Source organism: Pseudomonas sp. TE12508, from assembly GCF_056279485.1.
Genome location: NZ_JBWCCN010000019.1, coordinates 127,862 through 149,302 on the forward strand (window position 1 = coordinate 127,862; position 21,441 = coordinate 149,302).

The 21,441-nt window shown below is 58.3% G+C and carries 23 protein-coding genes and 1 pseudogene; 9 read left to right on the plus strand and 15 right to left on the minus strand.

Annotated features, from left to right (window positions below; all coding sequences use genetic code 11):
* Nucleotides 1–119: 119 nt before the first annotated feature.
* Nucleotides 120–992, plus strand: a complete 873-nt coding sequence (locus ACZ9IM_RS24495) for a LysR family transcriptional regulator (protein WP_427624490.1) — start codon at nt 120–122, stop codon at nt 990–992.
* A 195-nt stretch (nt 993–1,187) separates the two neighbouring features.
* On the opposite strand, the gene gudD is transcribed toward ACZ9IM_RS24495, so the two are convergent.
* Both gudD and ACZ9IM_RS24505 read right to left on the minus strand, forming a co-directional pair.
* Nucleotides 1,188–2,531: a glucarate dehydratase gene (gene gudD, locus ACZ9IM_RS24500; protein ID WP_427624492.1), complete on the minus strand. Its 1,344-nt coding sequence runs from the start codon at nt 2,529–2,531 to the stop codon at nt 1,188–1,190.
* Nucleotides 2,532–2,554: 23 nt separating this feature from the next.
* Nucleotides 2,555–3,901, minus strand: a complete 1,347-nt coding sequence (locus tag ACZ9IM_RS24505) for an MFS transporter (RefSeq protein WP_476225180.1) — start codon at nt 3,899–3,901, stop codon at nt 2,555–2,557.
* A gap of 367 nt (nt 3,902–4,268) precedes the next feature.
* Here ACZ9IM_RS24505 and ACZ9IM_RS24510 point away from each other — a divergent pair, with 367 nt between their 5' ends.
* Both ACZ9IM_RS24510 and ACZ9IM_RS24515 read left to right on the plus strand, forming a co-directional pair.
* The gene (locus ACZ9IM_RS24510) at nt 4,269–4,982 is read left to right on the plus strand and encodes a FadR/GntR family transcriptional regulator (protein ID WP_476225181.1); all 714 of its coding nucleotides are present in this window, start codon (nt 4,269–4,271) and stop codon (nt 4,980–4,982) included.
* Between the two features lie 92 nt (nt 4,983–5,074).
* Complete coding sequence (locus ACZ9IM_RS24515; protein ID WP_476225182.1) at nt 5,075–5,317, plus strand: hypothetical protein; 243 nt, start codon at nt 5,075–5,077, stop codon at nt 5,315–5,317.
* Between the two features lie 47 nt (nt 5,318–5,364).
* On the opposite strand, the gene ACZ9IM_RS24520 is transcribed toward ACZ9IM_RS24515, so the two are convergent.
* Nucleotides 5,365–6,714, minus strand: a complete 1,350-nt coding sequence (locus ACZ9IM_RS24520) for a heavy metal sensor histidine kinase (protein ID WP_476225183.1) — start codon at nt 6,712–6,714, stop codon at nt 5,365–5,367.
* Nucleotides 6,714–7,394 carry a heavy metal response regulator transcription factor gene (locus tag ACZ9IM_RS24525; protein ID WP_427624498.1) on the minus strand — a complete coding sequence of 227 codons (681 nt, stop codon included), beginning with the start codon at nt 7,392–7,394 and terminating at the stop codon, nt 6,714–6,716. The genes ACZ9IM_RS24520 and ACZ9IM_RS24525 overlap by 1 nt, the downstream gene beginning before the upstream one ends.
* A 153-nt stretch (nt 7,395–7,547) precedes the next feature.
* Between ACZ9IM_RS24525 and copI the strand changes: the two genes are divergently transcribed.
* Together copI and queF are read left to right on the plus strand one after the other, a co-directional pair.
* The gene (gene copI / locus ACZ9IM_RS24530; RefSeq protein ID WP_427624500.1) at nt 7,548–8,084 is read left to right on the plus strand and encodes a copper-resistant cuproprotein CopI; all 537 of its coding nucleotides are present in this window, start codon (nt 7,548–7,550) and stop codon (nt 8,082–8,084) included.
* Between the two features lie 61 nt (nt 8,085–8,145).
* A complete protein-coding gene (gene queF / locus ACZ9IM_RS24535) occupies nt 8,146–8,976 on the plus strand; it encodes an NADPH-dependent 7-cyano-7-deazaguanine reductase QueF (protein ID WP_427624501.1) in 831 nt (276 codons plus the stop codon).
* Nucleotides 8,977–9,149: 173 nt separating this feature from the next.
* On the opposite strand, the gene ACZ9IM_RS24540 is transcribed toward queF, so the two are convergent.
* Entirely contained in the window at nt 9,150–9,413 is a 264-nt protein-coding gene (locus ACZ9IM_RS24540) for a DUF4404 family protein (RefSeq protein ID WP_007897109.1), read from the minus strand.
* 109 nt (nt 9,414–9,522) lie between these two features.
* Nucleotides 9,523–10,143: an HAD family phosphatase gene (locus ACZ9IM_RS24545; RefSeq protein WP_427624504.1), complete on the minus strand. Its 621-nt coding sequence runs from the start codon at nt 10,141–10,143 to the stop codon at nt 9,523–9,525.
* A gap of 200 nt (nt 10,144–10,343) precedes the next feature.
* Between ACZ9IM_RS24545 and ACZ9IM_RS24550 the strand changes: the two genes are divergently transcribed.
* Entirely contained in the window at nt 10,344–11,033 is a 690-nt protein-coding gene (locus ACZ9IM_RS24550) for an MlaA family lipoprotein (RefSeq protein WP_008071107.1), read from the plus strand.
* A gap of 73 nt (nt 11,034–11,106) precedes the next feature.
* On the opposite strand, the gene ACZ9IM_RS24555 is transcribed toward ACZ9IM_RS24550, so the two are convergent.
* On the minus strand, nt 11,107–11,406 hold the full coding sequence (locus ACZ9IM_RS24555; protein WP_123497823.1) for a PilZ domain-containing protein: 300 nt from the start codon (nt 11,404–11,406) through the stop codon (nt 11,107–11,109).
* 276 nt (nt 11,407–11,682) lie between these two features.
* Between ACZ9IM_RS24555 and rssB the strand changes: the two genes are divergently transcribed.
* Together rssB and rssC are read left to right on the plus strand one after the other, a co-directional pair.
* Nucleotides 11,683–12,864 carry a two-component system response regulator RssB gene (gene rssB, locus ACZ9IM_RS24560; protein ID WP_476225185.1) on the plus strand — a complete coding sequence of 394 codons (1,182 nt, stop codon included), beginning with the start codon at nt 11,683–11,685 and terminating at the stop codon, nt 12,862–12,864.
* The gene (rssC, locus tag ACZ9IM_RS24565) at nt 12,864–13,346 is read left to right on the plus strand and encodes an anti-sigma factor antagonist RssC (protein ID WP_007935262.1); all 483 of its coding nucleotides are present in this window, start codon (nt 12,864–12,866) and stop codon (nt 13,344–13,346) included. The genes rssB and rssC overlap by 1 nt, the downstream gene beginning before the upstream one ends.
* 224 nt (nt 13,347–13,570) lie before the next feature.
* Here the strand turns inward: rssC and tal are convergent, their stop codons facing one another.
* Complete coding sequence (tal, locus tag ACZ9IM_RS24570; RefSeq protein ID WP_008007128.1) at nt 13,571–14,497, minus strand: transaldolase; 927 nt, start codon at nt 14,495–14,497, stop codon at nt 13,571–13,573.
* A 178-nt stretch (nt 14,498–14,675) separates the two neighbouring features.
* Nucleotides 14,676–15,686 carry a tRNA dihydrouridine(20/20a) synthase DusA gene (dusA, locus tag ACZ9IM_RS24575; RefSeq protein ID WP_427624506.1) on the minus strand — a complete coding sequence of 337 codons (1,011 nt, stop codon included), beginning with the start codon at nt 15,684–15,686 and terminating at the stop codon, nt 14,676–14,678.
* Nucleotides 15,687–15,787: 101 nt separating this feature from the next.
* On the opposite strand from dusA, the pseudogene ACZ9IM_RS24580 reads away from it, so the two are divergent.
* Nucleotides 15,788–15,937: pseudogene (locus ACZ9IM_RS24580) on the plus strand (site-specific integrase); the annotation flags it as partial.
* A 120-nt stretch (nt 15,938–16,057) separates the two neighbouring features.
* Here the strand turns inward: ACZ9IM_RS24580 and ACZ9IM_RS24585 are convergent.
* From ACZ9IM_RS24585 to ACZ9IM_RS24610, 6 genes are all read right to left on the minus strand, one after another.
* Nucleotides 16,058–16,849 (minus strand): transporter substrate-binding domain-containing protein, encoded by a 792-nt coding sequence (locus ACZ9IM_RS24585; RefSeq protein ID WP_476225186.1) that lies wholly within the window; start codon nt 16,847–16,849, stop codon nt 16,058–16,060.
* Nucleotides 16,850–17,337: 488 nt separating this feature from the next.
* Nucleotides 17,338–17,796 carry a hemerythrin domain-containing protein gene (locus tag ACZ9IM_RS24590; RefSeq protein WP_427624508.1) on the minus strand — a complete coding sequence of 153 codons (459 nt, stop codon included), beginning with the start codon at nt 17,794–17,796 and terminating at the stop codon, nt 17,338–17,340.
* 338 nt (nt 17,797–18,134) lie between these two features.
* A complete protein-coding gene (locus ACZ9IM_RS24595; RefSeq protein ID WP_218399137.1) occupies nt 18,135–18,404 on the minus strand; it encodes a heavy-metal-associated domain-containing protein in 270 nt (89 codons plus the stop codon).
* 89 nt (nt 18,405–18,493) lie between these two features.
* On the minus strand, nt 18,494–20,575 hold the full coding sequence (locus ACZ9IM_RS24600; protein WP_401173241.1) for a copper-transporting P-type ATPase: 2,082 nt from the start codon (nt 20,573–20,575) through the stop codon (nt 18,494–18,496).
* A 102-nt stretch (nt 20,576–20,677) separates the two neighbouring features.
* Nucleotides 20,678–20,884 (minus strand): DUF2933 domain-containing protein, encoded by a 207-nt coding sequence (locus ACZ9IM_RS24605; protein ID WP_123501411.1) that lies wholly within the window; start codon nt 20,882–20,884, stop codon nt 20,678–20,680.
* A gap of 30 nt (nt 20,885–20,914) precedes the next feature.
* Nucleotides 20,915–21,325 carry a hypothetical protein gene (locus ACZ9IM_RS24610; RefSeq protein ID WP_401173218.1) on the minus strand — a complete coding sequence of 137 codons (411 nt, stop codon included), beginning with the start codon at nt 21,323–21,325 and terminating at the stop codon, nt 20,915–20,917.
* Between the last annotated feature and the right edge of the window lie 116 nt (nt 21,326–21,441).

Here is a 21,441-nt window from a genome sequence, read left to right on the forward strand (position 1 = left end):
ACACTCCGAGCGGTTTTTCAAGCCGGTCCGTTGCTGGGCGAGCCAAATCTATGCAGTTTGGCGAATACCGACAAACGACGATATTTCGGATGAGCCATTAGAAATTTTTTGGAGTGGGCATGATTCGTCCTCATCTACCGCTGAATGCGCTACGCGCTTTCGAGGCGTCGGCGCGCCATTTGAGTTTCACCCGGGCGGCGGTGGAGTTGTGTGTCACGCAGGCGGCGGTGAGCCATCAGGTCAAAAGCCTTGAAGCCCAGCTTAACGTGACTTTGTTCAAACGCCTGCCCCGAGGCCTGATGCTGACCAACGAAGGTGAAACCCTGCTGCCGGTGTTGCGCGACTCTTTCGACCGGATCGCCGAAACCCTTGAGCGTTTCGAGGGCGGGCATTTTCGCGAGGTGTTGACAGTGGGGGCGGTGGGGACGTTTGCGGTCGGTTGGCTGTTACCGCGGCTGGCGGATTTTCAGACGAAACATCCGTTTATCGATTTGCGTCTGTCGACCAACAATAACCGGGTGGACGTGGCCGCTGAAGGGCTGGATTACGCCATTCGCTTTGGCGCAGGGGCGTGGCATGGGATCGAAGCGGTACGGCTGATCGAGGCGCCGCTGTCGGTGCTCTGCGTTCCCGAGATTGCGCGGCAATTGCACACACCGGCCGATCTGTTGCAGCAAACGCTGTTGCGTTCCTATCGCACGGATGAGTGGCCGGAGTGGTTTCAGGCGACCGGTCTCTCGGCCCATGCCGCACCGCCCCGGAGCATCGTCTTCGATTCCTCGCTGGCGATGATGGAAGCGGCGTTGCAAGGGGCGGGCGTAGCATTGGCGCCGCCCTTGATGTTCTCTCGACAACTGGCGGCGGGCGTAATCGAGCAACCATTTGCCATCGGGATCACCACGGGCAGCTACTGGCTGACCCGCTTGCAGTCGCGCCCTGAAACGTCGGCGATGGCCGCGTTCAAGGACTGGCTGCTGCAAGCTTCGCTTTAATACAAAAACCTGTGGGAGCGAGCTTATGTGGCGAGGGGGCTTGCCCCCGTTGGAGTGCGCAGCACTCCCAATACCATCACCGGGTTTCGTCTTAAAGAACCGATTGGCCATTTTTGCGACTGCTTCGCAATCGAACGGGGGCAAGCCCCCTCGCCACACAGGCTCTCCCACAGGGATTGAGGTGTTTTCAGAGGGTTACCGCACCAGACACGGCCGCTTGTTATCGAATTTCCACCCCGGAATCAGAAACTGCATCGCCACGCTGTCATCCCGAGCGCCCAGCCCCATGCCTCTGTACAGCTCATGGGCCTTGGCCAGTTGATCCATGTCCAGCTCAACCCCCAGGCCAGGTTTTTTCGGCACCTGCACACAGCCGTCGACGATTTGCAGCGGGGCTTTGGTCAGGCTCTGACCGTCCTGCCAGATCCAGTGGGTGTCGATGGCGGTGATTTCACCCGGCGCGGCGGCTGCGACGTGGGTGAACATGGCCAGGGAAATATCGAAGTGGTTGTTGGAATGCGAGCCCCAGGTCAGGCCCCATTCGTGGCACATTTGCGCGACTCGAACCGAGCCTTGCATAGTCCAGAAGTGCGGGTCTGCCAAAGGAATATCTACTGACTGCAACTGGATCGCATGGCCCATTTCCCGCCAGTCGGTGGCGATCATGTTGGTCGCGGTTTTCAGGCCCGTGGCACGACGGAATTCGGCCATGACTTCCCGGCCCGAGTAACCGTTTTCCGCACCGCATGGGTCTTCGGCGTAAGCGAGAACGTGATGCTGATCCCGGCACAGGCGGATCGCTTCTTTGAGCGACCAGGCGCCATTCGGATCAAGGGTGATGCGCGCATCGGGAAAACGTTCGGCGAGGGCTGTGACCGCTTCGATTTCCTCGTCGCCACTCAACACGCCGCCCTTGAGTTTGAAGTCCTTGAAGCCATAACGGGCGTGGGCAGCTTCGGCCAGGCGCACCACGGCGCCGGCGCTCATGGCTTTTTCGTGACGCACACGGAACCAGTCGTTGTCGGCGTCCGGTTCGCTGCGGTAGGCCAGATCGGTTTCATTGCGATCACCGACATAAAACAGGTAACCGAGCATCTTCACTTCGTCGCGCTGCTGGCCTTCGCCGAGCAGGGCCGCGACCGGTACGTCCAAATGCTGGCCGAGCAAGTCGAGCAGGGCGGCTTCAAGGCCAGTGACCGCGTGAATGGTGATGCGCAGGTCGAAGGTCTGCAGGCCGCGACCACCGGCATCGCGATCGGCAAAGGTCTGGCGCACTTGATTGAGGATCTTCTGGTAAGTGCCGATCGGGCTGCCGACCACCAGTGCGCGCGCATCTTCCAGCGTCTGACGAATACGCTCGCCACCCGGCACTTCGCCGACGCCAGTGTGACCGGCGTTGTCCTTGAGGATCACGATATTGCGGGTGAAAAACGGGCCGTGCGCGCCGCTCAGGTTGAGCAGCATGCCATCGTGGCCGGCCACCGGCACAACCTGCATGCTGGTGATGATCGGGGCTTTTGCGGCTTCTTGTGGGTTCATTTTCTTGTCCTTAAAACCAATGTTCAGGCGTGATTAGGTGCTGGTTTGCTCAGGGCAACCACAGGTGCGGTTTTCGGTTTGTTGCGCGCGGCGAAAACGATGATCGCGGCAATGATCGAGGTGGCGGCCAGGCCGTACAGCCCGCCCTGAATCGACCCGGTGTGTTGTTCCAGCAGACCGAAGGTGGTCGGCGCAACGAAGCCACCGAGGTTGCCCACCGAGTTGATCAGTGCGATCACGCCTGCAGCAATCCGAGCATCCAGGTACGCCTGGGGAATTGGCCAGAACAGCGACGATGCCGATTTGAAACCCAGCGCGGCGAAGCAAATGGCGACGAAGGCGAAGATCGGCCCTCCCGTGGTGGACATGAACATCCCGGCGGCAGCGATCAGCAGCGCAGCGGCGACCCAGGCTTGCTGGTGTTTCCATTTGGCCGACAACGTGGCGAAGGCGTACATGCCGACGATTGACAGCAACCATGGAATCGAGTTGAACAACCCGACCTGGATGTCGCTCAGGTCGCCCATCTTCTTGATGATGCTCGGCAGCCAGAAGGTCGCGGCGTAGATGGTCAACTGGATGAAGAAGTAGATCATGCAGAACAGGATGATCTGACGATCCTTGAGCAGTGTGCCCAGCGACGGTTTGATCGGCGTCGCGGCTTCGCGGGCCAGTTGTTCGTCATCGATGGCTTTGACCAGTGCGTCCTGCTCAGGAAGGGTCAGCCATTTGGCGTCATGGGGCTTGGAGTCCAGCCAGAACCAGACGAACACGCACAACCCGACCGAGAACATCCCTTCAATGAAGTACATCCACTGCCAGCCGTGCATGCCCAAACCACTGATTTGCAGCAGCAGCCCGGACAGCGGGCCGGAGATCAGCGACGCTATGGCTGAGCCGCTGAGGAAGATCGCAATCGCCTTGCCGCGTTCGACGCCAGGCAACCAGCGGGTGAAGTAATAAATCACCCCGGGGAAGAAGCCGGCTTCGGCGACACCGAGCAAAAACCGCAGAATGTAGAAGTGGGTTTCGTTCTGGATGAACGCCATACAGGCGGCCACCAGGCCCCAGGTCAGCATGATGCGGGTCAGCCAGATTCGTGCGCCGACTTTTTGCAGGAGGATGTTGGAGGGGACTTCGAACAGCGCGTAACCAATGAAGAACAGACCGGCACCGAAGCCGTAGGCGGCAGCGCCAATGCCCAGGTCATGCTCCATGTGCGCGCGGACGAAGCCAATGTTCACGCGGTCGATGTAGTTGACGATGAACATGATCACGAACAGCGGCAGAACGTGGCGTTTCACTTTCGAGATGGCGGACTTCAGGACCGAATCGGCGCCCTCGGTCATCCCGGATATGGATGTATTCACTGCTTTTTCTCCCACTCGTTATTTTTATGCGGGGTGTGGCTGGATGCTGCGTTGTTGATAGACATCATACAACTAGGCTTTTTTGTCCTACAAGTACCGTCACTCAACAAAATGGTGCTAGGCGGAAGGGTTTTTATTCGTTTTACGGGTTTGTATGGCGTATTTGTTGGGTTGTTCACGGATGTGTTCAGCCGATAATTTTCCCTTTGTCGCGGCGGAGCGCTTGGGTGCGATGGTGTAAATCGTCTTTTGTGCAGTAAATATTGAGTGTTGTCATACAAGTTGAGCGGCGTTTTATTGAGATTCCCGTCATCGAAAAGCGCACACGGTGATACGATCCGGATACCCGCTTTACGGATAAATCACCATGCAAGAAGACATCGACGCACCTGCCCGCAAGCGTGCCCATAACCTGGCCCATGATCTGGTGAGCAAACTGACCCAGAGCATCCTGCTCGGCCAGATGGTGCCGGGGGACAAGCTGCCGTCGGAAAACTCGATTGTTCAGGAGCATGGCGTCAGTCGCACAGTGGTGCGCGAAGCGATCTCGAAGTTGCAGGCTTCGGGGCTGGTTGAAACCCGTCACGGCATAGGCACTTTTGTTCTAGAGCGCGCACCGGATCAGGGGCTGCGTCTGAATGTCGATACGGCGCTGGGCGTGCGCAGTATTTTGGAGTTGCGCATGGGCCTGGAAACCCAGGCTGCGGCGCTGGCAGCGGTGCGTCGCACAGACAGGCAGTTGGCGCAGATGCGTGAAGCGCTGGATGACTATCAAAGCCTGTTGGCCAACAACGACAGTTGCGTCGAGGCGGACAAACGCTTTCATCTGCTGATCGCCGAAGCCACCGGCAACGTCTGCTTCACCGAGATCATGCAGCACCTGGGCAGCGCCATGATCCCCCGGACCCGCGTCAATGCCGCCGAGCGCGGGTCGGCGGATTTGAGCAAGCTGGGGCAACTCGCCAACCTCGAACACGAAGCGATTCTAAACGCCATCAAACGCCAGGATCCGGATGCGGCGCGGGCGGCAATGTGGTTACACCTGACTAACAGCCGCGACCGCTTTTCGGCTGATCGGTAGTCGCCGTTGGTCTCCTTGATAGCACCTCTTTTGCAGGCTCGTTTCCAACCTGTACGGCCCAGACTCGCTGGACCTCATCAGTGAGGTGCGTCATGGCTAACGATCAAATCCTTCAAGGTGGAACTTCCGATAACGAGCCTGTCAGACCCATTCCCGATATGGACGATCCGTCGATGGATCACGACGCGCCACCCGGCATGGACCCATCACGAGATCCGGCCGATACGGACGTCGATCGTCCTGAAGACTGGAGGGACCCAGCCCTGGACCCGGCTCTGGATGACGATATTCCAGCGCCGGATGAAGAAACGCCATTGTCCGACGACAGGCGATAAACGAAACCCGGCCGATGGGCCGGGTTTTTTGTGGGCACTGGTTGGCCTCAATCCCCCTTCGGCAACTCAATCACAAACCGCGTCCATCCCTTATCCGATTCGCAACGAATCTGCCCGCCATGGGCGCGGATGATTGACTGGGTGATGGCCAATCCCAACCCCGCATGCTCACTGCTGCCTTCACGGCGCGCCGGGTCTGCCCGGTAGAAGCGGTCAAACAAGCGCGGCAACAAGTCTTCAGAAATCACTTCCCCGCTGTTTTCAACAATCAGGCTCAGGCCTGTCGGCTGCTCAACAATCTTCACCCGAACCTCGCCACCGCCCGGGGTAAACCGCAGTGCATTGTCCAGCAGATTGGACAGCGCCCGACGCAACATGCTGCGGTCGCCCTGCATGCGCGCGCTGCCGTCACGACTCAATTTCACCTGAGCGTCCTCGGCCAGCGGCGCAAAAAACTCCAGCAGCACATCGGCTTCTTCCGCCAGTTCCAGCGCTTCGCGCTTGGGCATCAGCAAGCCGTGGTCAGCCTTGGCCAGGTACAACATGTCATTGACCAGTTGCGCCATCCATTGCAGTTCTTCGAGATTGCTGTGCAGTGCCTCGCGGTAATCCTCGATGGGGCGAGGGCGGGTGAGGGTGACCTGGGTGTGGGTCAGCAGGTTCGACAGCGGTGTGCGCAGTTCATGGGCGATGTCGGCGGAAAACGCCGAGAGCCGCTGAAAAGAGTCGTCAAGGCGTCCGAGCATGGCGTTGAAACTGTGGGCCATTTCCGCGAGTTCTGGCGGCATGTCTGCTTCCGGCAGGCGTGCGTTGAGCGATTGCGCCGAAACACCGCTGGCGACCGCACTCATGCGCCGCAGCGGGCGCAAGCCACTGCGCGCCGCCCAGGCACCGAGCAGGGCGGTGGCCAGCGCCGACAAACCGACCGTCAGCCAAATCAGGTGCTGCATGCGTTGCAGAAAGTGTTGGTGATGGGTGATGTCCAGTAGCAGGGTCAGTTGTGGTGAATCGGGTTTATCGAGGAACAGCGGTGCATTCAGGACGCGGTAGTCAGTACCGTCATCACTCACCGTCGATAGGCCCAACTGGCGCGGCAAGTCTTTGGGTAAGCGGGCTGAGCTGTCGTACAAGCGTTGGCCATCGCTGCCGATGATGCGCAGCGAAAGATCGGCTTGTCGGCTCAATTCATCGGCCAGTTTGGTCTCGCTTTCGCTGGACGGAATGTCATCCAGAGCCCGGCGCAAGCCAATCAGTTTGCCGTCGAGCAACTGCTGGTCCAGTTCGACAAAATGCGCCTCGCTCGCGCGGCTGAATAACACCCCGGCGAACAACGACACCACCGCGGTGCAGGCCGCAAACAGCAGCGCCAGGCGATTGCTTAGTGAAAGTCGGCGCATCAGGCAGGGCGCTCTTCAAGGACGTAGCCCATGCCGCGCACGGTGTGGATCAATTTATTCGGGAAGTCGTCGTCGATCTTCAGGCGCAAACGGCGGATCGCCACTTCGATAACATTGGTGTCGCTGTCGAAATTCATGTCCCACACCTGGGAAGCGATCAGCGACTTGGGCAGAACTTCACCCTGACGTCGCAGGAGCATTTCCAGCAGGGCGAATTCCTTGGCGGTCAGGTCGATGCGCTGACCGTTGCGTTCGACCCGGCGACGAATCAGGTCCAGGCGCAAGTCGGCCAGTTGCAGGCTGGTTTCCTGAGGCAGGGTGCTGCCGCGGCGCAGCAGGCTGCGAACCCGCGCCAGCAGTTCGGAGAAGGCGAACGGTTTGACCAGATAGTCGTCGGCACCCAGTTCCAGGCCGTGAACCCTGTCCTCCACAGCGTCTCGCGCTGTAAGAAACAGTACCGGTGTGTCGAGACCCGCGGCGCGCACAGCTTGCAAAATCTGCCAGCCATCGCGACCAGGCAGCATCACATCGAGGATCAACAAGGCGTAATCGCCGCTCAACGCCAGTTGCTGGCCGGTGTTGCCATCGGCCACCAATTCGGTGGTGAAACCGGCCTCGGTCAGGCCCTGGCGCAGGTAATGGCCAGTTTTCGGTTGGTCTTCGACAATCAGCAGTTTCATGGGCGACTCGGGCAGTTGGAACGGTTGCGTTATACCGTGGGCGGCGGCGATACAGGCCAACCTGACAAAGTTGTAATCTGCCTGTCAGGTGGCTGCCAGAGCCCGCGGGTTAAGTTTCCCACAAGCTGAACCTCATCTTGTTGGAGTGCGACTATGTTTTTGCAAAATCGTCTGGTACTGACCGCTTGCTTGCTGACTCTGAGCTTGGGACTGGAAGCTTCACCGGCGCATTCCTACGACTTCGGTCAACCGGCGGTAGCGACCAAGGCTACCCGTAGCGTTGAAGTGGTGATGGGCGATATGTCCTTCACTTCCAAGGCGATTGATATCAAGGCCGGAGAAACCGTGCGTTTTGTAGTGGTGAATAAAGGCCAGTTACTGCACGAATTCAACCTCGGCGACGCGGCGATGCATGCCAGGCATCAGCAGGAAATGCTCCAGATGCAGCAAAGCGGCATGCTGATGCCTACAGGCATGAAGGTTATGGATCACGGCTCCATGGCCACAATGGACCATTCCTCCAAAGGGCATGGGATGAAACACGATGACCCGAACAGTGTGCTGGTGGAACCAGGCAAAACCGCCGAGCTGACCTGGACTTTCACCAAGGCCACCAACCTGGAATTTGCCTGCAATATCCCCGGCCACTATCAGGCCGGTATGGTCGGCAAACTGACAGTCAGTCAGTAAGCACTCAAAGGCGGGAGCAAAGGCTGGTAGAATCCGCTGATTCTTCAGTCAGGTTTCCGCCATGCATCCCGCAGCCGAACATTCGCCGCTGGGCAAGTCCAGCGAATACATCGCCACCTACACGCCGTCCCTGCTGTTCCCGATCCCGCGTACCGCGAAATGGGCGGAGCTGGGCCTGACGGCTGAAACCCTGCCGTACAAGGGCGTGGACTTCTGGAACTGCTTCGAGCTGTCGTGGCTGTTGCCGTCCGGCAAGCCCGTAGTGGCGATTGGCGAGTTCAGCATTCCGGCGGATTCGCCGAACATCATCGAATCGAAGTCGTTCAAGCTGTACCTCAACTCGCTGAACCAAACAGCGTTTGCCGATACCGCAAGCCTTGAAGCGACGCTGGCAAAAGACCTTTCGGCCGCTGCCGGCAAACCGGTGGGCGTGCGGATTCGCAGCCTGAAAGATGTTGAGGCGGAAGGCGTCGTGGCGTTGCCGGGTGTGTGTATCGATGACCTGGATATCAGCGTCAGCAACTACGAGCATCCGCGTCCGGAACTGCTGCGGTGCAATGAGTCGCTCATTATTGAAGAGTGCGTACACAGCCATTTGCTCAAATCCAACTGCCCGGTTACCAGTCAGCCAGATTGGGGCAGCGTAGCGGTGGAGTATCGCGGCGCGGCGCTGGACCATGCGAGTTTGCTGGAGTACATCGTGAGCTTCCGTCAGCACTCGGACTTCCATGAGCAGTGTGTGGAGCGGATTTTTCTCGACCTGCAACGGTTGCTGAAGCCGGAGAAACTGACGGTGTATGCACGGTATGTGCGTCGTGGCGGGTTGGACATCAACCCGTATCGCAGCACCGAAGACGTGCAACTGCCGAACCACCGCCTGGTCCGTCAATGAAGAACCAATGTGGGAGCGAGCCTGCTCGCGATGAGGGCGGCACATCCAACATTAATGTTGGCTGATACTCCGCCATCGCGAGCAGGCTCGCTCCCACAGGGGATTGCATTTGCAAATCCCGGATATGAAAAAGCCCCGCTACCGATAGCAGGGCTTTTTTGTACATGGCGGGTTCAGATCCCCATGTTGCCCAACGCTTGCACGATGTTGCGCAAGGTGCCGGCAAGGGTCGGGTGTTCGAGTTCGAAGCGCTCGACGGCCAGGTTCACATTGTCGGCGAGGTTGGTGTCCTGGGTTTTGGTTTCCAGCTCAAGTTCGAGTTCGATCTGTTGCATCAGCGCGTGCAGGTCAGCGCGCTCTTCTTCGGAAAGCGGTGGATTCTGTTCCAATTGCTCGCGCAGTTTGTTGAGCTGTTCTTGCAGTTCGCGGGCAGGCATGGCGTTCTTCCTTTTATCGATAGGCACTGGCATAGACCGCAGCGGCGCGCCAAAGGTCTATGGCTGACCTGTAGATTAATCCACTCCCGGGCAAACTGCATGATCTCGATCAGGGCTTTTCGCCCTTGAGCCGGCGCAGGCTGATATCGGCCAGGCAAGTGTCGAGTTCGCCCAAATGATCGATCACCGAATGCACGCCCAGGCCGAACAACTGCATTGTCGCCTTGCCGCGCAGATGTTCCCGTTCCCTTTGGCTCAAGACCTGCCATTCGCTGGGGGCCAGCCCGCACAGCGAGCCGCAGGACGCCAGGCCAATGGTCCACAACCCGGCATTCAGGCCCGATTGCAGAAGACGCGGTTCACCGCTGACCAGCACGCAACCGTCCAGGCGTTCGACATTCAACGCCATCAACGCTTGCCAGCAGGCGTTCGGGGCCGGCCATGGATTGATTGTTGCCAGGTGTTGCGAAGGTTTAATCCAGTCCGGAAGTGCCGCTGCCAGAGAGTGGCTGAGGGCGGGGGGCAGTTCGTCGAGCCAGGCGCAAGGAATCTGTTGGTGCTGCAAGCTGGACAGGCTGTCCAGAGCGCCAAGCGTGACTTCGGCATGCTCGGCAGTCAGTTTGCCAGCTTGGCGAGTACGTGCGCCGAAATCCACCAGGCATCCGCTGAGGCCGAACAGTACAGCGGTCAGGCTGGGGGCGACGAGAGGTGTGTTTTCGGCGCGTGGCATATCAACATCCTTGAAATAGTAACAAGGCTATTCGTGGACGGTGACAGTTGAGTGACACTGATGTGAATCGCTTCCAGCCAGGAGAATCATCCGGAGGCCATCGCGCACGATGCTGCCTAAACCGGGTTTTCCGTCATATACTAGCGGCCTTTGCGCCTGGGCCAAGCCCCCGCGCCAGTACGAATCCAAGGAGTTTCTCTATGCGCTGGAGCAATCAGCTCGCTCAGCTTTGTATGTGTGCCAGTGTATTGCTGGTTCCGTTCGCGGCCCAGGCGGCCACGGAAGAAGACCCTTGGGAAAGCATTAACCGCCCGATCTACAAGTTCAACGATTTCGTTGACACTTATGCACTGAAGCCATTGGCTCAGGGCTATCAATTCGTCACGCCGCAGTTTCTGGAAGATGGCATCCACAATATGTTTCGCAACGTCGGCGACGTGACCAATCTCGCCAACGACGTGTTGCAAGCCAAGCCCGCTGCGGCAGGCGTCGACACCGCGCGTTTGATCTTCAACACCACCTTCGGCCTGCTGGGCTTCTTCGACGTGGGCACCCAAATGGGCCTGCATCGCAATGATGAAGACTTTGGCCAGACCCTCGGTTACTGGGGCGTGGGCAGCGGTCCGTACCTGATGTTGCCGCTCATGGGGCCAAGCACCTTGCGTGATGCGCCTTCCAAGTATGTCGACGGCTATACCGGCCCGTACCGCTACATCCACGACGTGCCGGTGCGTAATTCGATCTTCGGCCTGAACATCGTCGACACCCGCGCCAATCTGCTGTCGGCCGAAAAACTGGTCAGCGGCGACAAATACACCTTTATTCGCAATGCATACCTGCAAAACCGCGAATTCAAAGTCAAGGACGGCCAGGTCGAAGACGATTTTTAATCTCGACCGGTAAAAACGAAGAAGGCGGCCATTTGGCCGCCTTCTTTCGTTTGGCTTGCGGGTAAATTCGGGGCTATTTCATTTTCAGGATTGTAAGCCCGAGTTTCTGATTGGAACCGTCCTGTGTTTTCACCCACACCACTTCGGTATCGGCCTCAAGGCCTTTGAGCGCTGCATGATCGGAATCAATCCGCACGCTGAGATGGTCACCGACCTTGAATAAGCGGGGCGCCTCAACTTGCATACCGCTGCTGGAAAGGTCGATGCAGACGGCTGGCACCTCGTCGCCTTCATGAATCAGCGCCACATCGGCATCGACCCGCATGCGGATGAAATCGCGCTTTTCGCTGTAGTCCCGATCAGTTTGGCTCATGGGCTTGATCCTTCCTTTGGGTTACGGTTTTGCCTGTTCTTATAACTCCCGGTGATTTGACAAGTAAAGACGTCAAGCGACCATCGGCGTGAGCTTGAAACGCCTCGCGGATGGGAGTACCGTCTGCGCCTTAGAAGGGCACCTTTGGTGTACCTGTAAGTAGGGCTAACGCTCGAAAACGGTGCAGCAGAGAGGCTAGAAAGCGAATCCAGTAGTGTGTGCGGGGGCCAATGCCCAGCCTGCTACGCCAACCTAATTCTGGCGCCGTTTGCCCACATGCCAAAAACCAGTGCCACGCTGCTGATAATCGATGATGACGAAGTAGTGCGCGCGAGCCTCGCGGCCTACTTGGAAGACAGTGGTTTCAGTGTCCTGCAGGCCAGCAACGGCCAGCAGGGTCTTCAGGTATTCGAGCAAGACAAGCCCGACTTGGTCATCTGCGATCTGCGCATGCCGCAGATGGGCGGACTCGAACTCATTCGCCAGGTCACTGAGCTGTCGCCGCAGACCCCGGTGATCGTGGTGTCGGGCGCGGGCGTGATGAACGACGCGGTCGAGGCCCTGCGCCTGGGCGCGGCGGACTATCTGATCAAGCCTCTTGAAGATCTGGCCGTGCTCGAGCACTCCGTGCGCCGGGCCCTGGATCGTGCGCGCCTGCTGCTGGAAAACCAGCGCTATCGCGAGAAGCTGGAAAAGGCCAACCGCGAGCTCGAAGCCAGCCTGAACCTGCTCCAGGAAGACCAGAACGCCGGTCGCCAGGTGCAGATGAACATGCTGCCGATCAGCCCCTGGAGCATCAACGAGTTCCAGTTCGCGCACCAGATCATTCCGTCGTTGTACCTGTCGGGCGATTTCGTCGACTACTTTCGGGTCGATGAGCGTCGGGTAGCGTTTTACCTGGCGGACGTTTCCGGCCATGGCGCCTCTTCAGCCTTCGTTACCGTGCTGCTGAAGTTCATGACCACGCGCTTGCTGTTCGAATCCAAGCGCAACGGCACATTGCCAGAGTTCAAGCCTTCAGAGGTTCTTGGTCATATCAACCGGGGCCTGATCAGTTGTAAGCTGGGTAAACACGTCACAATGGTCGGTGGAGTCATCGACGAGGAGACCGGTTTGTTGACCTATAGCATCGGCGGTCATCTGCCGTTGCCTGTGTTGTACACGCCAGACAGTGTTCGTTACCTGGAAGGGCGCGGTCTGCCGGTGGGCCTCTTCAATGAAGCCACCTACGAAGACCACATACTGGAATTGCCGCCAGTGTTCAGCTTGACGCTGATGTCTGATGGCATTTTGGACCTTTTGCCAGAACCCACACTCAAAGATAAAGAAGCTGCTTTGCCTCAACGGGTGAAGGCAGCGGGCGGCAGCCTGGATGGTCTGCGCCAGGTTTTTGGATTGGCCACGCTAGGGGAGATGCCGGATGATATCGCCCTGTTGGTGTTGAGCAGGAATCTTTAATGAGTACCGGTAGAATCCAGTTCGCCGAGCAGGATGGCACCTTCGTCCTGAAGTTCGTCGGTGAAGTTCGCCTGACCCTGTGTTCGGCGTTGGATGCGACTATTGAGCGGATCTTCACCGCGTTGAATTTCAACGCCATCGTGATCGATCTGACCGAAACCCGCAGCATCGACAGCACCACCCTGGGCCTGCTGGCCAAACTGTCGATCCTGTCGCGGCAAAAGGTCGGCCTGCTGCCGACCGTCGTCACCACCCACGAAGACATCACCCGTCTGTTGCAGTCCATGGGCTTTGAGCAAGTGTTCAACATCGTTGATCGCCCGATCCCATGCCCTGAATGCCTGACCGACCTGCCAGACCAGGATCAGTCCGAAGAAGTGGTGCGGATCAAAGTCCTCGAAGCGCACAAAATCCTCATGGGCCTGAACGACTCCAACCGTGAAGCGTTCCATGACCTGGTGAATGCGCTGGAGCGGCACTGATCCTTTGAAGTGATGGAGGGCCGCTCTGGCCCCATCGCGAGCAGGCTCGCTTCCACAGCGACCTCAGCCATACCATAAACCCGTGGGAGCGGGCTTGCCCGCGAAGGCGTCCGCACACCCACCACGGCCACCAGCGCGAAGCCAACCTAATCCTCACTACCAAACGCGCACAAAAAAGGGCGAACCCGCTAAGGTTCGCCCTTTTTGCACAGCTTCGAACTAGATCACAGCTTGGCCTGCAACAACGCCTCAAGCTTCTCCTGATCCCGAGCAAACTGACGAATCCCCTCAGCCAGCTTCTCGGTTGCCATCGCATCCTCATTGGACAACCAACGGAACTGCGCTTCATTCAGGCTCAGACGCGCCTCGCCAGCATGCCCCGGCGCCAATTTGCGCTCCAGCTTGCCAGTATCCGCCGCCAGCTTCTCCAGCAGATCCGGGCTGATGGTCAACCGATCACACCCCGCCAGCTGCTCGATCTGATTCAGATTACGGAAGCTCGCACCCATCACCACAGTCTTGTAGTCATTGGCCTTGTAGTAGTTGTAGATACGCGTCACCGACTGCACGCCCGGATCATCCGCGCCGGTGTAGTCGTTGCCAGTGGCTTTCTTGTACCAGTCGTAGATACGGCCAACGAACGGCGAAATCAGGAACACCCCAGCGTCAGCACAAGCCGCAGCCTGAGCGAAAGAGAACAGCAAGGTCAGGTTGGTCTGAATGCCTTCCTTTTCCAGCTTCTCGGCAGCGCGGATACCTTCCCAGGTCGAAGCGATCTTGATCAGCACACGGTCACGGCCAACGCCGGCCTTGTCGTACAGGTCGATCAGACGGTGCGCACGCTTCAATACGGCGTCAGTGTCGAACGACAGGCGCGCATCCACTTCAGTGGAAATACGGCCCGGTACAACCTTCAGAATCTCTTGCCCTACCGCAACGCCAAAACGGTCACTGGCCAGGCCCACATCGCCCTTGCAGTCATGAACGCAAGCGTTCAGCAACTCGGCATAAGCGGGAATGGCCGCCGCTTTGAGCAGCAGGGAAGGGTTGGTGGTAGCGTCCACCGGTTTAACGCGAGCGATTGCTTCGAAGTCGCCGGTGTCGGCAACCACGGTGGTCATTTGTTTGAGTTGTTCCAGCTTGGAAGTCATGAGCGTGCTCTGTCCTATGGGTCTAATGACATTACCCGAGCGCTTGCAGCCACTCAAGGGTGCGTACGTGTATCGATAGCCCCAGCGGCAACAACCTGAAAACGGATGTTTGAAAGGCGGGGCGTGGTATCGGTAGATACGATGCTGAAATAGGGGACAGGTTCAACGCAGGTGACGGTTAACGCCCCTCCAACAACTCCGCCGCCTGATCCAGCAACGCCAAAGGCTCTTTGGCCTTATGAATATCCACCGACAACAGCTGGCGAAACTTCCGCGCCCCCGGAAACCCGGTGCCCAGCCCCAGCACATGCCGGGTGATGTGGTGCATTGACCCACCCGCCAGCAGATGCTCGGCGATATAAGGCCGCAACTGCGCCAGCGCCTCGGCCCGGCTGATCACCGGCGCCTTGCTGCCGAACAGCTGTTGATCCACCTCAGCCATCACATAAGGATTGTGATACGCCTCACGGCCCAGCATCACGCCGTCAAACGTCTGCAAATGCTCGTGACAAGCCTCCAGCGTCTTGATTCCGCCATTGAGAATAATCTCCAACTCTGGAAAATCCGTCTTCAACCGCGCCGCCACGTCATAGCGCAGAGGCGGAATGTCGCGGTTCTCCTTCGGCGACAGCCCCTCCAGAATCGCAATTCGCGCATGCACGGTAAAACTCGTGCATCCAGCATCCCGAACCGTGCCGACGAAATCACACAACTCCTCGTAACTGTCCCGCCCATTAATCCCGATCCGATGCTTCACCGTCACTGGAATCGACACCGCATCACGCATCGCCTTCACACAATCGGCCACCAACTGCGGATGCCCCATCAGGCACGCGCCGATCATATTGTTCTGCACCCGATCACTCGGGCAGCCGACGTTCAGGTTTACCTCGTCGTAGCCGTGGTCCTGGGCCATGCGCGCGCAGGCGGCCAGGTCCAGCGGGACACTGCCGCCGAGTTGCAGGGCGAGCGGGTGTTCGGCTTCGTTGTGGCGCAGGAAACGGTCGTGATCGCCGTTGAGGAGCGCGCCGGTGGTGACCATTTCGGTGTAGAGGAGGGCGTGCTTGGAGAGCAGGCGCAGGAAGAAGCGGCAGTGGCGGTCGGTCCAATCCATCATGGGGGCGACGCTAAAGCGTCTAGACACTGTAGAGCTTGAGTTTACTGGGTATGTAGCTGAATTCTTTGACATTTTGCTCTACGTGTTTAAAGCCGGTTTTCGGGGGTAAATGGGCGTTTTTTGGAGGGGCGTTGGTACGTACCACCCTCTTTTAGCAATTGTACCAGTTGACCATGGCCACGATCAGAGCAGGAAAACGCATCGACGGCAGCACCAGTTACACGGCACAGATACGCCTGTTTCGCGATGGTGCGCAAGTTTACCAAGAGAGCCAGACCTTCGCCCGAAAAGAGGCTGCCAGGGCCTGGGTTCTAAATCGCGAGTAAATAAATCAGTCCCGCCGTTGCGTGATCTGCCTGATGCATCGCGAGTTCTGATTTTGCGACTGCTGCGCAGCCGGACGCAGGCTTCGCCAGCTGCTACATGGAATGTGTCGCGGCGAGCTATTTAGCCTCTGGCACCGCTATCCACTGACCCAGAATTTTCTGGTAATTACCCGTCACCTTGGCCAAGTGCAGCCACTGATCGACATACAACTTCCAACTAATGTCATCGCGCGGCAACAGATAAGCCTTCTCCCCATACTGCATAAATTGCGTCGGGTTGACCGCGCAAAGGCCCGGTTTAAGTTTCTGCTGGTACAGCGCTTCCGAAGCATCGGTAATCATCACGTCAGCCTTCTTATCCAGCAACTCCTGGAAGATGGTCACGTTGTCGTGAAGCTGCAATTGCGCTTTGGGCAGGAAGGCGTGGACGAAGGCTTCGTTGGTGCCGCCGGCCGGTTCGACCAGGCGAACGGAAGGTTGGTTGATTTGTTCGATGGTCTGGTATTGCGCCTGGTTTTCGCAGCGCACCAGTGGAATTTTGCCGTCGACATCCAGCGTGGTGCTGAAGAAGGCTTTTTTCTGGCGTTCCAGCGTGACGGAGATGCCGCCGACGCCAATGTCGCATTTGCCCGCGAGCATGTCGGGCATCAGGGTTTTCCAGGTGGTCTGGACCCACTCAACCTTCACGCCCAGGCTGTCGGCCAATGAGCGGGCCATGGCGATGTCGATCCCCGAGTATTCGCCGTCTTCACCTTTGAAGGTATAGGGTTTGTAGTCGCCGGTCGTGCAGACGCGCAGTTGGCCTTGTTGCAGGACGGTGTCGAGATGGGAAGGGGGTTGCTCTGCCTGAACGCCGCTGGCTAGCGCGAGCAGGCCGCAGAGTATCATTGTGCTTTTTATGGTTTTCATTGTTATCGGGCTTTTTTGAGGGAGTGGGGGGCAAGCGGGAATCAGTGTAGTGAAACCGCTTCTCGACTGTCATCCGCTGTCCCAATACCCATTCACTCCAGCGCATGATACGTGCCAGGCAAGACCCGACACGTATCCCTCCACATTAGTGTTTATCCACAAGCCAAGGACTTCGAATGCTTAAGATGCGCTTCAATCGAGTTGTTGGCAGAGTGGACTCTTACTCCCTTGAGTTTATCGAGTGGCGGCTCTTTCCAACGCTTTGATGCGTCGAGGGGGAGGATGACCTGTATAACAGTTCCTTGGGGCGGATCAGCAACAAAATCGAAGTCTTGAATGCCGTCAGGCGGGAACTGAATATAAACCCGTGGTTCCAGTCTCGGGTTTGTCCATCCAGCAGAACCCATCAGACCAATTGCCGATATAGGTAGCTGTGGTGGGTTTTATTTAAGTAATTTTAACTCGGTGTCCACCACTTTCATTACTTCTTAATGCCATTGACGCTTGATTTCCTGCCACTGGTTGTCTGACAGCCACTTATCTGCCACCGGAAAGAAAATATTTTCCTCAGCGTCCATATGATCGTAATATTTTTTGATGAAATCATCGATAGTGTCAGCAATGACTCTCGTTTCCTGAGTTGTGTCCTCCAACATCTTCAGCTGTCCGGCAATGCGCCCAAATGCCTGATGATCTCGCTCGATATCCTTGACCCGTTGGTGGATCGGTGCCTCAGTCGTTAGCAAGGCCAGCCGAATAAGTTCTTCATTTTCGTGGTGGTGTCGCTCTGCATCACCATGCAAGGCTTCCAGCATCTTGAACAACAGCTTGCAGTCATCAGCACCATCGGATTCATGCCTTATTTTCCTCAGCAACTCTTTGATCTGAGTAATTTTCATAGCCACTTCATGATGATAGGCCTGAAGTTCTTTTAATAAGACGTTCATATTAAATCCTCGTTATGACCAAACCATCACGGGTTCCTGCACCTTTAAATTTCAATACCTTGTCAAACACACTCGCCAGTACTATTTAACCTTTTTAGTATAGGTGAGCACAAAGCACTCACCTCAGGAAATTTGCCGCCCTTGGAAAAAATTGAAATATCAAGTTTATGTTTATATGCACTATTTTATCTGCCGGATATCCGCCAGCGAAAACGGAAGGAAAAAGCAGCGCCCAAATCGACGCGATCCACTTCTTGACTGTCATCCATCACAATAAAGAGGTCGCAGCGGCCGCACACTGGATGACGACGCCACGACTTCCTCCGATGGCCCGGGCTTCAACGACAGCAACAACCGGCCCCACCGCACCCGGACGTTTTCCTGACCTGCTCGTGACTGTCTGCGGCCAACAGGCTTGCCGGATAACCAGCCTCCGTCAGCGCAGAAATCAGGGTGTTGCTTTGTATATCGCCCGTCACCTTGACCCGGCCATGGGCCAGATCGACCGTCACCTCGCCAACTCCCTCCAGCGGTTGCAGCGCCGCGTTGACGTGTTTGACGCAGCTGCTGCAACTCATGCCTTCGACGTGCAACTCAATACTGTTCATGGATAAACCTCTTTGGTGGCGGCGCCCATCAGCGCTTGAAGTCATCGTTGACCTTGTCACGATGGCAAGGTCAAGCGCTTGTTTCGTGCTCAGTCAATCGAGGCCTGGCGCAGGCGCAAGGCGTTAAACACCACTGAGGCAGAGCTCACGCTCATGGCCAGTGCAGCCACCAACGGGGACAACAGATGCCCGGTCAACGGGTAGAACAACCCGGCGGCGAGGGGGATGCCCATGGCGTTATAGGCCAGGGCAAAGGCCAGGTTCTGGTGCATGTTGCGTACGGTTGCCACCGATAGGCTGCGGGCATGCAGAATGCCGAGCAGGTCGCCCTTGACCAAGGTCACCTGAGCGCTGTTCATGGCAACATCGGTGCCGGTGCCCATGGCGATACCGACGTCGGCTCGGGCCAGGGCCGGGGCGTCGTTGATGCCGTCGCCGGCCATTGCCACACGGTGCCCGCGTTCCTGCAATCCGGCGACCAAGCGTTCCTTGTCCTGTGGTTTGACCTCGCCGTGGACTTCTTCGATGCCCAGTTGGCGGGCGACGGCGCGGGCGGTGGTGAGGCCGTCCCCGGTCGCCATAATCACCCGCACGCCATCGGCCTGCAGGCGTTCGACGGCGAGCCGGGTGGTGGGTTTGATCGGGTCGGCGACGGCGAGTAGCCCCGCGAGCACGTCATCCACGGCCAGGTACATGATGCTGGTTCCGTCGCTGCGCAGCTGCTCGGCGTGGGGCTGCAGGGCTTCGATGGCGACGCCGGCTTCAGCCATCAGGGCGGTGTTGCCCAGTTGAACACGGTGCCCGTCGACTTGTCCGCGCACGCCGATCCCTGACGCCGATTCGAACGTCTGCGCTGTGCTCAATACCAGTCCGTTGGCGCGAGCGCGCTCGACGATGGCGTGGGCCAACGGGTGCTCACTGCCCTGGTCGAGACTGGCGGCCAGGCGCAGCACTTCGTCAGCACTGTAGCCAGGCGCAGGTTCGACGCTGTGGAACGCCGGGCGACCTTCGGTAAGAGTGCCGGTTTTGTCCACGATCAGGATGTCGACCTTGCGCAGGTTCTCGATCGCCGCCGCATCCCGGAAGAGCACGCCGCTGCCGGCAGCCTTGCCGGTGGCGACCATCACCGACATGGGTGTGGCCAGGCCCAGAGCGCACGGGCAGGCGATGATCAGCACGGCCACCGCATTGATGAGGCCGAACACCCAGCTCGGTTGCGGCCCCCACAGCCCCCAGCCGACAAAGGTCAGAACGGCGATGGCGATCACTACCATGACGAAGTAGCCGGCAATCACGTCTGCCAGGCGTTGCATCGGTGCCTTGGAGCGTTGTGCCTGAACCACCATCTGCACAATTTGCGCGAGCACGGTCGCTGAACCTACTTTTTGCGCCTGCATCACCAGGCTGCCGTGGGTATTGAGGGTGGCGCCGATCAGTCCGTCACCAGGGCGTTTCATCACGGGGAGCGGCTCGCCTGTGAGCATGGACTCGTCCACCGCGCTTTCACCCTGCAGCACCACACCGTCGACCGGGACTTTCTCGCCGGGGCGCACACGCAAGGTGTCGCCGCTGTGCACATGGCTCAGGGCAATGTCCGCTTCGCTGCCATCGGCGTTGATCCGGAGCGCGGTCTTGGGCGCCAGGCCAAGCAGCGATTTGATCGCGGCAGAGGTTTGTGAGCGCGCCTTGAGTTCGAGCATTTGTCCGAGCAGTGTCAAGGAGATGATCACCGCCGCCGCTTCGTAGTACACGCCAACCCGGCCATCCATCATGAAGGTGGCTGGAAACAGGCCGGGTGCCAGCGTGGCGGCAAGGCTGTAGAGGAAGGCTGCGGCGGTGCCGAGGCCGATCAGCGTCCACATGTTGGGGCTGAGCTGGATGATCGAGCGCACGCCGCGCACATAGAACGGCCAGCCGGCCCACAGCACGACAGGCGCGGCGAGCACCAATTCGACCCCGTTCTGTGTGGCACCGTGAAACAGATTCAAGCCATGACCACCCATGGCCAGTGCAGTCACTGCCAGAGTCAGCGGCAGGGTCCACCAGAAGCGCCGGGAAAAGTCCTCGAGCTCAGGATTGCTTGCTTCCTCCAGTTCGGGCAATACCGGTTCCAGGGTCATGCCGCACTTGGGGCATGTACCCGGGCCGCGCTGGCGGATTTCCGGGTGCATGGGGCAGGTGTACTCTTTTTCGGTCGCCGCCGACTCCGGCGCCTGCTCCGTCTGAGCAGGTGACTTGAGGTCATCCGGATGTCCGTTATGGCGATGCATGGGTCAGCGCCTGCCACCATGGTGATGACCAAACAGGTGCATCAACGGGCACAGCAATAGAATCAGGTAAGGCAGAATCGGGGAGATATGGCCGTAATGTTCGCGGGCCAGGTAAAACAGACCGATTACTAGCAGCATGCCCAGCGCGATGCCGGGTTTACTGCGCCAGAAGGAGGAGGCTGGAGGCGTCGAGGGTGGTGAGTGGTTCATGTGGCGAGCTCCATTCCGACGAAGTGAGATTTATTGGCCCATCGGCATCTTCATCATGCTGGATTGCTGATCCATCATTTTCATCATCATGTCCATCATCGCTGTGCCCGAGCCGTCCTTGCTGCCGGACATGCCCTTGCCCATCCCCATGCCTGTGCAATGGTCGTGCATCATGCCCATGCTGTTTTTCATCGTGGTCATGGCTTCCTGCATTGCCGCCTGGCGTTCGGCCGGGGTTTTGGCGGCGATCATTTTGTCGTGGGCCGCCTGCATTTTCTGCATCTGTTCGCTCATGGCCTTGTCTTGCATGGGCATGGCTGGGGTGGTGGTAGTTGCCATCGGTGCTGCTGGCGGCTGGTCGGGGTGATGTTCGTCGACTGCCAGGGCCATCAACGGGCTGCAGACGATCAGAGCGGCGAGCGATTTAATGTAGGCGTGCATGGCAATCTCCAGAGAGTAAGGGCTGATCAGCCGCCGCCAGATGGCCGCTGATCAGAACATGTCGTATTTCCCCATCAAGGGCATGAGCCTGAAATTACGCCATGGCCGCAGCGTGT

Bases quoted from the DNA above. Each gene is read 5' to 3' on its own strand.
- ACZ9IM_RS24600 (WP_401173241.1), bottom strand. From the start codon at position 20,575: ATGCACCCGGAAATCCGCCAGCGCGGCCCGGGTACATGCCCCAAGTGC.
- ACZ9IM_RS24605 (WP_123501411.1), bottom strand. From the start codon at position 20,884: ATGAACCACTCACCACCCTCGACGCCTCCAGCCTCCTCCTTCTGGCGC.
- ACZ9IM_RS24595 (WP_218399137.1), bottom strand. From the start codon at position 18,404: ATGAACAGTATTGAGTTGCACGTCGAAGGCATGAGTTGCAGCAGCTGC.
- ACZ9IM_RS24610 (WP_401173218.1), bottom strand. From the start codon at position 21,325: ATGCACGCCTACATTAAATCGCTCGCCGCTCTGATCGTCTGCAGCCCG.
- ACZ9IM_RS24520 (WP_476225183.1), bottom strand. From the start codon at position 6,714: ATGCGCCGACTTTCACTAAGCAATCGCCTGGCGCTGCTGTTTGCGGCC.
- ACZ9IM_RS24495 (WP_427624490.1), top strand. From the start codon at position 120: ATGATTCGTCCTCATCTACCGCTGAATGCGCTACGCGCTTTCGAGGCG.
- ACZ9IM_RS24515 (WP_476225182.1), top strand. From the start codon at position 5,075: ATGGCTAACGATCAAATCCTTCAAGGTGGAACTTCCGATAACGAGCCT.
- ACZ9IM_RS24585 (WP_476225186.1), bottom strand. From the start codon at position 16,849: ATGAAAACCATAAAAAGCACAATGATACTCTGCGGCCTGCTCGCGCTA.
- dusA (WP_427624506.1), bottom strand. From the start codon at position 15,686: ATGTCAAAGAATTCAGCTACATACCCAGTAAACTCAAGCTCTACAGTG.
- rssB (WP_476225185.1), top strand. From the start codon at position 11,683: ATGCCAAAAACCAGTGCCACGCTGCTGATAATCGATGATGACGAAGTA.
- ACZ9IM_RS24555 (WP_123497823.1), bottom strand. From the start codon at position 11,406: ATGAGCCAAACTGATCGGGACTACAGCGAAAAGCGCGATTTCATCCGC.
- ACZ9IM_RS24540 (WP_007897109.1), bottom strand. From the start codon at position 9,413: ATGCCTGCCCGCGAACTGCAAGAACAGCTCAACAAACTGCGCGAGCAA.
- copI (WP_427624500.1), top strand. From the start codon at position 7,548: ATGTTTTTGCAAAATCGTCTGGTACTGACCGCTTGCTTGCTGACTCTG.
- ACZ9IM_RS24510 (WP_476225181.1), top strand. From the start codon at position 4,269: ATGCAAGAAGACATCGACGCACCTGCCCGCAAGCGTGCCCATAACCTG.
- gudD (WP_427624492.1), bottom strand. From the start codon at position 2,531: ATGAACCCACAAGAAGCCGCAAAAGCCCCGATCATCACCAGCATGCAG.
- ACZ9IM_RS24525 (WP_427624498.1), bottom strand. From the start codon at position 7,394: ATGAAACTGCTGATTGTCGAAGACCAACCGAAAACTGGCCATTACCTG.
- ACZ9IM_RS24545 (WP_427624504.1), bottom strand. From the start codon at position 10,143: ATGCCACGCGCCGAAAACACACCTCTCGTCGCCCCCAGCCTGACCGCT.
- ACZ9IM_RS24590 (WP_427624508.1), bottom strand. From the start codon at position 17,796: ATGAACGTCTTATTAAAAGAACTTCAGGCCTATCATCATGAAGTGGCT.
- queF (WP_427624501.1), top strand. From the start codon at position 8,146: ATGCATCCCGCAGCCGAACATTCGCCGCTGGGCAAGTCCAGCGAATAC.
- ACZ9IM_RS24550 (WP_008071107.1), top strand. From the start codon at position 10,344: ATGCGCTGGAGCAATCAGCTCGCTCAGCTTTGTATGTGTGCCAGTGTA.
- tal (WP_008007128.1), bottom strand. From the start codon at position 14,497: ATGACTTCCAAGCTGGAACAACTCAAACAAATGACCACCGTGGTTGCC.
- rssC (WP_007935262.1), top strand. From the start codon at position 12,864: ATGAGTACCGGTAGAATCCAGTTCGCCGAGCAGGATGGCACCTTCGTC.